Here is a 1,949-nt window from a genome sequence, read left to right on the forward strand (position 1 = left end):
CATAGGTCAAGAATACGATTGAATTGCAGTCTTGGACTTTGATTTCAGCAGCCTCAGCAATCCCTACAGCATCCGCGAGGCTTCTCGGGGGTGAGCGACCTGTTGGTGGATCGGCTGGTGAGAGATGGCACCTTTTCCGTCATCGAGCGCTCGCGGCTGGACGCGATCTTGGCCGAGCAGAACCTGGGTCTATCCGGTCGACTGGATGCCAACACCGCTGCTCAGGTAGGCCGGATCCTAGGGGTCGATGCGGTGATCCTCGGCAGTGTGACCCAGTTTGATGTGTTGTGTCTGTGCGCCGTTCTGGGGGTGGGGCACCGGTCTTAACTCCCTTCGGCAGCTTCCCGCTGGCGGTGGGCGCTGAGTCAGTGGATGCCGATGCCAACGTGCAGCTGAATGCCCGCTTGGTGAGCACCAGTACTGCCGAGATCTTGGCCGTGGTCGAGGGCAAAGGCAACGCCAGCCAGTCGGATAGCACGGTCATGGTTGCCGGCTTTGGCGGGGGATCCGCCACCAGCAACGAAGAGAAGCTGTTGGTATTGGCAAGCCAACAAGCGGTGGAGCAAATTGCCGGACAGTTGGTGGGGTTTGCCGGACGCTTGGCAGCTCAGCCCCGCTCCTTGCCAACGGTTAACGCCTTGGTGGCGGATGTCTACGGCAACCAGGTGATCCTGAACAAGGGCAGCCGCGATGGCTATCGGGTGGGATTGATTCTTTCTGTGGAGCGCGTCGTCCGCGAGGTGAAGGATCCGGCCACGGGGACAGTCTTGCGCAAATTGACTGAGCCAGCCGGACAGGTCCAACTGACGGAGGTGGATGACAGCTCCAGTGTGGGACGCATTCTCAGCGGGGCAGGCTTCAAGGTTGGGGATGTGGCCAAGCCTGTCCAATGAGCTTTCCCAAGCCCTATCCTCAGGATCCCTCGATGGGAGCAAAGCCCTGCCGTTGCGTGTTTTCGGTTACGGTGCGCGGCTCTAAAAATTGCAGCAGGTAGTCGGGGCCGCCGGCTTTGGATCCCACGCCGGAGAGCTTGAAGCCGCCGAAGGGCTGCCGCTCCACCAACGCCCCGGTGATCTCGCGGTTGATGTAGAGGTTGCCGACGGCAAAGTCCTGGCGAGCCTGTTGAATGTGGGAAGGGGTGCGGCTGTAGAGACCGCCGGTGAGGGCGTAGGGGGTGGCATTGGCCATCTGCAGAGCAGAAGAAAAGTCCGGCGCTGAGATCACCGCCAAAACCGGGCCAAACAGCTCCCGCTGCGCCAGCTCTGACTGGGGATCCACCTGGCTGAACACAGTGGGGCCGACGAAGTAGCCTTTTTCCGGCACGGGCAGGCTGAGGTCGAGACGGGCATAGGCTTGGGCCGATTGAATGGCCTGGTGCAGGCGAGCTTGGGCTTCTGCATCGATGACCGGGCCAACTTGGGTGCCGGGGTGGGCCGGATCCCCCACACTTAAAGAGCGCACCGCCTCGATGAGCCGCCCCAAGAACAGGTCGTGAATGGACTGCAAAACGATCGCCCGCGAGCAGGCGGAGCATTTCTGGCCGCTGTAGCCAAAGGCGGAGTTGACCACCCCTTTGACCGCCTGATCCAGGTCGGCGCTTTCGTCCACAATGATGGCGTTTTTGCCCCCCATCTCGGCAATGACCCGCTTGATGTGGTGCTGGCCCGGCTGCAGTTGCGCGGCTTGGGCGAGGATCTGGCAGCCCACCGCCTGGGATCCGGTGAAGGCAATCAGGTGCACCCGCCGGTCTTGAACCAACAGGGGGCCGATGGCTTCGCCCACCCCCGGCAGGAATTGAAAGACACCCTCCGGGATCCCAGCTTCGGCAAGGGCCTTGAGGATAAACTCCGCCAGTTTGGCGGCGATCAGCGAAGATTGCTCTGCCGGTTTGAGGAGCACGCAGTTTCCGGCCACCAAAGCCGCCGCTGTCATGCCACAGGGGATGGAGA

General features: G+C 61.8%; 3 protein-coding genes. 2 read left to right on the plus strand and 1 reads right to left on the minus strand.

Features of this window, described 5'->3' with window-relative positions; all coding sequences use genetic code 11:
- The first annotated feature begins 90 nt into the window (after positions 1 to 90).
- Positions 91 to 327 carry a CsgG/HfaB family protein gene (locus NW819_RS03940; RefSeq protein WP_414412952.1) on the plus strand — a complete coding sequence of 79 codons (237 nt, stop codon included), beginning with the start codon at positions 91 to 93 and terminating at the stop codon, positions 325 to 327.
- Positions 288 to 893: a CsgG/HfaB family protein gene (locus tag NW819_RS03945; RefSeq protein WP_414412953.1), complete on the plus strand. Its 606-nt coding sequence runs from the start codon at positions 288 to 290 to the stop codon at positions 891 to 893. The genes NW819_RS03940 and NW819_RS03945 overlap by 40 nt, the downstream gene beginning before the upstream one ends.
- A gap of 19 nt (positions 894 to 912) precedes the next feature.
- Here the strand turns inward: NW819_RS03945 and NW819_RS03950 are convergent.
- Positions 913 to 1,949: aldehyde dehydrogenase family protein (locus NW819_RS03950; RefSeq protein ID WP_414412954.1), on the minus strand; the 1,037-nt coding region annotated here is incomplete at its 5' end.

The organism is Synechococcus sp. R8-2 (genome assembly GCF_047461715.1).
GTDB lineage: Bacteria > Cyanobacteriota > Cyanobacteriia > Thermostichales > Thermostichaceae > Thermostichus.